Origin of the sequence: uncultured Rothia sp., from assembly GCF_937976295.1 — a bacterium.
GTDB lineage: Bacteria > Actinomycetota > Actinomycetes > Actinomycetales > Micrococcaceae > Rothia.
On the sequence record NZ_CALJRY010000201.1, the window covers coordinates 1 to 6,164 of the forward strand.

Annotated in this window: 2 protein-coding genes, 1 pseudogene and 1 CRISPR repeat array; of the genes and pseudogenes, 2 read left to right on the top strand and 1 reads right to left on the bottom strand. The window is 55.8% G+C overall.

All coding sequences use genetic code 11. The features are described 5' to 3' along the window. The first annotated feature begins 33 nt into the window (after window positions 1-33). Window positions 34-2,094: direct repeats of the CRISPR family, unit length 36 nt; unit sequence ATTTCCCTTCCTTTTCGGAGGGACTTTCATTGAGGG. Window positions 2,095-2,444: 350 nt separating this feature from the next. Together cas1 and cas2 are read left to right on the top strand one after the other, a co-directional pair. Continuing rightward, window positions 2,445-4,055 (top strand): CRISPR-associated endonuclease Cas1, encoded by a 1,611-nt coding sequence (gene cas1, locus Q0216_RS05540; RefSeq protein ID WP_298593594.1) that lies wholly within the window; start codon window positions 2,445-2,447, stop codon window positions 4,053-4,055. Further along, a complete protein-coding gene (gene cas2 / locus Q0216_RS05545) occupies window positions 4,055-4,354 on the top strand; it encodes a CRISPR-associated endonuclease Cas2 (protein WP_044141701.1) in 300 nt (99 codons plus the stop codon). Before cas1 ends, cas2 begins: the two co-directional genes overlap by 1 nt. A gap of 666 nt (window positions 4,355-5,020) precedes the next feature. On the opposite strand, the pseudogene Q0216_RS05550 reads toward cas2, so the two are convergent. After that, window positions 5,021-5,785, bottom strand: a pseudogene (locus Q0216_RS05550) (replication protein RepA); the annotation flags it as partial. Window positions 5,786-6,164 lie beyond the last annotated feature (379 nt).

Sequence of the window (6,164 nt, forward strand, 5' to 3'; positions counted from 1 at the left end):
CAAGCGATTTCGGCACCAAGATTTCGGCGCGGCATTTCCCTTCCTTTTCGGAGGGACTTTCATTGAGGGAAGAAGATGCGAGACGAGATGAGCGTGTGGCTCGCCATTTCCCTTCCTTTTCGGAGGGACTTTCATTGAGGGCTTTGCTTGTTCTTGCGGGGTGCGTTCGGGTATTTCGATTTCCCTTCCTTTTCGGAGGGACTTTCATTGAGGGCGCGGCTAAACCCCCCCCCACCTATTCGCGACAAAAATTTCCCTTCCTTTTCGGAGGGACTTTCATTGAGGGCTAGGGAGTTTCTGGAAGCTGGAGCGGGGGCGTTTATTTCCCTTCCTTTTCGGAGGGACTTTCATTGAGGGTCTCACACTGAGGGACGAAGAGGGAGAGTAGTGTCATTTCCCTTCCTTTTCGGAGGGACTTTCATTGAGGGGGTGACCTGCACAAGACCAAGTACTACGCGGTTATTTCCCTTCCTTTTCGGAGGGACTTTCATTGAGGGGGTTAGACTACGGCGTATTCTGCAATTTCTTGAGCATTTCCCTTCCTTTTCGGAGGGACTTTCATTGAGGGGACGCTACAATTAGAGATGTGAAAGCTCACCCTGAAATTTCCCTTCCTTTTCGGAGGGACTTTCATTGAGGGTGCTGTAGGCAGTTTGCGATTCGGTAACCGCGGCGTGATTTCCCTTCCTTTTCGGAGGGACTTTCATTGAGGGGCCCCTGTACGCCACCGCCGACGAGATTCTAACCGCCAATTTCCCTTCCTTTTCGGAGGGACTTTCATTGAGGGTTCGTGGGTGTAGTACCGGTAGCCGTCGCCTGCGGTCAGATTTCCCTTCCTTTTCGGAGGGACTTTCATTGAGGGCCCACCGCCTGCCTACTTGCGCTCTTTCTCGCACCATTTCCCTTCCTTTTCGGAGGGACTTTCATTGAGGGTTGTTCATCTGCCAGATGATGAAGAGAAAAGTGAGTGATTTCCCTTCCTTTTCGGAGGGACTTTCATTGAGGGTTTTCGGGTCCACCGTTAGTCTTTTTCTGCACCCTAATTTCCCTTCCTTTTCGGAGGGACTTTCATTGAGGGTTGATGCGGCGGCCGCGTAAGCGTGCATCTTGTCCATTTCCCTTCCTTTTCGGAGGGACTTTCATTGAGGGGGCTACGTTCGAGTTAGCACCGCCGGACAGAACCCAATTTCCCTTCCTTTTCGGAGGGACTTTCATTGAGGGGATGCTAATGACTCTGTGGAATTTGGCGTGTCGCCTGATTTCCCTTCCTTTTCGGAGGGACTTTCATTGAGGGAGTTCACAACGAGAGCCTGGGTCTGCTCACGGGATTTCCCTTCCTTTTCGGAGGGACTTTCATTGAGGGTCCTCAGCAAACGGCGGTGGCGGCTACGAAACCGCTATTTCCCTTCCTTTTCGGAGGGACTTTCATTGAGGGACCCGCACTGCACACATAAGTTTTCACTCACTATTATTTCCCTTCCTTTTCGGAGGGACTTTCATTGAGGGCTGACGAGTTCGCAAGTGGCAAAAATGGCTGGGGTGATTTCCCTTCCTTTTCGGAGGGACTTTCATTGAGGCGACCACTTGAACCCTGGAGTTCCTGCAGAAACTCCGGAGGAAAATTTCCCTTCCTTTTGGGAAGGGCTTTCATTGAGGTCGCATCGAATCTGGCAAATGGGTCGAGGTTCGCTTCTATTTCCCTGCTTTTTCGTAGGGACTTTCATTGAGGCCAGAACTCGTCCATGAGCGAGGAGAAGCCTCGCCAGGATTTCCCTTCCTTTTGGGAAGGGCTTTCATTGAGGGAACATGGAGCTGAAGGTCACCCTAACCTACTCGGATATTTCCCTACCTTTTTGCAGGGACTTTCATTGAGGCGAGCCGGACGGCGTGACCGAAGAGGCCAAGGAAACCCAGTTTCCCTTCCTTTTTTGGAAGGGCTTTCATTGAGGCAACGTCTCCAACATTGGCAGCTTGCCGGCTGATGTTTTTCCCTTCCTTTTCGGAGGGAATTTCATTGAGGCTGGAGTATGGAAGCGCGACAGGCTGACGCCGCTGGCTATTTCCCTACCTTTTCCTAGGGACATTCATTAAGGCATTGAGGCGGGCTCATCCCTGCTTGCGCAGGAAACACCTCAACTTTCCCTACAGCCTTTGTAGGGACTTTCCCTAAAACCTCCCTGCTCCGTTCTTGGACCCACCACAGTCCAGGAACGGAGCTTTTCCTTTTTGCCGCGCAGGAAGCAACCAGTCTAAAACACCGAACGCAACCCCCACCCACCAGCTGCTACCCGCCTCCTCCACGAACCCAAGCAGAAAAACTCAACACGCCGACCCTGCGTCATAAACTCGCTGATAAGTCAAAACACCTCGCCGCAGTGCTACCCTCAAAACCAAGCAGCCAAAGCTGACTGCCCACCATACTCGCTCACACCAAGGAGACACCGATGTCTACCCCCTACAGTGCAGGCGACGAACTACCCATCTCACTCGTCATGCACACCGTGTACTGCCCCCGCCGCGCATGGATCGAATCCAACGGCGAAAAGACCGACACCTCACAAATGCAAGAGGGACAATCCGCCCACAAACGAGTCGACGACCCCAAAACATCCCGCGGCACACAACAGCGCGCAGTCACCATCTCATCAACACGCCTCGGACTCACCGGACGATGCGACGCTATCGAACCCCAAGAAGACGGCACCACCCGCATCATCGAGTACAAGTCAACGCCCGTACGCCGCAACGCATCCGTCACACCAGCCCACAGGGTGCAGCTCGCCCTCCAAAAAATCTGCCTCGAAGAAGCTGGCGAAACCGTCAGCGAATGTGCGGTGCACTTCACCAACCACAACAAAACCGTGCCCGTTGACATCTCAGACGAAGACATCTGCACCGCAGAAGAATACGTGCACACCACCCGTGCACTCATCGACAACCCGACAGCACCGCAACCCCTCGAAGACTCACCTCGCTGCAGCTGGTGCTCCCACATCTCCGTGTGTCTACCCGACGAATCCCACGGAAAAGAAAACATTACACGCGTCGTCGCCAGCAACCCCGACAGCCAAGTAGCGCACCTCACCACGCAAGGATCAAGAGCGACCGTCCAGCAAGGGCGCCTCATCGTGCAGCACCTCGGCGAAACAATCAGCAGCGTACCTCTCGAACGTGTGCACAGCCTTGTCGTCCACGGAAACATTGACGTTTCCTCCGCGCTTCTACGAGAACTCATGTGGCGCAACTGTACCATCATCTGGTGCTCCAGCACCGGCAGGGTCTACGGCTGGTCGCAACCCGGCACCGGACCGAATGGACTGGCCCGCGTGCAACAGCATGTCCTCTCAGCGCAGGGGCACCTGCCCATAGCGGCCGCCATGATTGCCAGCAAAATCGCAAACCAAGCGACCCTGCTGCGCCGCAACGGCCACGCCGCAGACGCATGCCGCACCATGCGAGACATTCAGAAGCACACGCCGCAAGCTACCTCAATCCCGGAGCTGCTCGGCCTCGAAGGTGAAGCCGCCTCGCTCTACTTCGGTAGTTTCGCGACCATGCTCAAAGAAGAGGTGCTCACCGAACTCGGCTGGACCTGGACCGGGCGGCAGGGGAGAGGAACCAACGACCCCATCAACATTCTGCTGAACTACGCCTACGGTATGCTCAGCTCGGAGTGCATTCGCGCGATTCTCACGTGCGGGCTTGACCCTCACGCCGGGTTCCTGCACAGTAGCTCTCGGAATAAGCCTGCGCTCGCGCTTGACCTCATGGAAGAGTTCCGTGCCGTCATCGCGGACTCCGTGGTGGTTTCCCTTATCAATAGGAAGCAGGTCAAAGCGGCACACTTCACCGCGGTTGGTGGCAGCTACCGGCTCACACCCGAAGGGCGGAAGACCGTCATCGCCGCGTTCGAGAAGCGCATGGCTACGGAAATTACCCACCCCACCTACGGGTATTCGGTGTCCTGGCGCCGCGCTATTGAGGTGCAGGCCCGCATGCTCCTGGGCGTAATCAACGGAACCACCCGCGAGTACACGGGGGTGACCGTACGATAATGCGTGACGACGCCCGACGAACACTCATTGCTTACGACGTGCCCAGCGACCGGCGGCGCGCCAAACTGGCCAAGCTCATTCTCAGTTATGGGGACCGTATTCAGTACAGCGTCTTTATTGTGGATGCGGCCCCGGCTAAGGTTCGGCGCATCAAAGATGAGGTTCAGGAACTCATCGATCCGGATGAGGATTCGGTACTCTTCTGCGACCTGGGGCTGCTGGCCCGCCTTGACGAGCCGACCTTCAGCTACATCGGCCGGGCGCGCGAGGTGACCGAATCGGATGCGCTCATCCTGTAGCGGCGCGCGGTAGGGGAGTGAGGGAATGACGAGTTCGATTGCGGACTGGTAACAGAGGTGGGGATAATGGCCTTTGGAGGCTTTGTCTGTCTCCGCGAGAACCTGGCACGTGACGTAATCTTGGCGTGTCGCTCGCGTGATGTTTTGGCTTGTCAATAGTGTTTGAATGCTTAAACGACTGCTTGGGTATACTTTTTGTGTAGGCCTGCTGCGAGGTTCTCGCAAAGCACCCGTTTCTGCCGCATAATTGCGGGTCAGTTTCGGGTGGATATTTCCCCGCCTTCGGGCGGGGACTTTCATTGAGGCGTGGTCAGGCTCGAACTCTTGGGCACCGCGCATGAAATTTCCCCGCCTTCGGGCGGGGACTTTCATTGAGGCCTCAGATGCGGGCACCAGACCTGACGCCTCGGCAGCTTCTTGAGCCTGAGCAATGGCCTCATACGCCAGGCGCGGGTTCACGCCCAGCAGGTCAGCGTCAGGTGAGGGGTGCAAGACCAGACCGCGGAAGCCACTACGGGCTTTAGAGCCGGAAATGGTGAATTGCATTTCCGGGTAGATTTCGTGGACTTTCCCCAAAGCGCGAGTGACAGTTTCAGCGAAATCTCGTTCACGGCCCGGAGTGACAAGGGAGCCGAGTTGCCCTTGCAGGTTAGCCCACGAAATGTAGGTGTCTTTGCTGATTTGCGGGGCACGGAGGGCCAGCGACAGGAACAGGTCTGCGGCTAGTGGGGAGGTGTTTTCCTCGATGAGTTGTCGCCAGCGGGTCAGGAGAACCGGGGCGAAATTTCCCTTGACCAGGTAGTTGTAAAACTGCTCTGACAGCTCGACGTGGGAACGTGTGGAGGGGTCGAAATCGCCGTAATTCTCATCAGTGGAGAAATGGAGGCGGGCACGGGTGCCGATGGTGAATCGTTCTTCGCTAATGTCTACAAAGTTGTCACCGCGCTTTTCGTGGTGAGTGACCACGCACTGAGTCGCCAGCAACGCGCGTAGCTGCGTGATGATGTCACGGGCGCGTGCTGAACCCCAAGTGATATTTAGCTCAGTAAGGAGTTCACGTGCGGAAGTGGGAAGCGGAAAGGACCGGCTCTGGTGCTTGAGTGCTGAGGTAGTCAGCCACATCAAAAGGATTCGGGCGTAGCGACCAAAGGGCAGGTGGAGCTGAGGGTTACCGGAACCGTCAATGTAGGTTCCGGCGGTCAGGTTCAAGCTGACCGGGCCATTCTGTCGCGTCCAGCTAAAAGCTTCAGCAGGGGCCAAAATATCAGAGCGCTTGCGCGGGTCACGGTAGGGCAAGCAGCACGAGATGAAAGCGATGGGGTAGTAACCCAAATCCTCGTGAGCGTCGATGCTCTGAGGAGCAGTAGATGTGTGATGTACTACATCTGAGTTGGTGGACTGAATGCCCGAAGGTACGGTAGAATCTTTCATTGCGGTGCCTATCGTGTTAGGTGCTGCCACGGCCCCGGGCGTTGTGAGCGTCGCGGGGTCATTTTTTGTATCTGCACTCACCGTAGACCCTGGATGGACAGCCTGTCAAGCATAGGGTGAGATTTTTTATTGTCATCATCATCATTCCGTCCCCCTGAGTTTTCCACAGGGTCCCTCGCGCGCGCACGCGCGTTAATCAGATCTTAATCATCTTAATGGCGCCAGCTTCTGAAACAACGGTTTTCCCTTGTGTTTACTGGGAAGTAGGGGGTGTTACCTCAAAAGCTAACGCGGCTAAACGTCCCACTAACGCGGCTAAACGTCCCACTAACGCGGCTAAACGTCCCACCTATCGCGGCTAAACGTCCCACCTATCGCG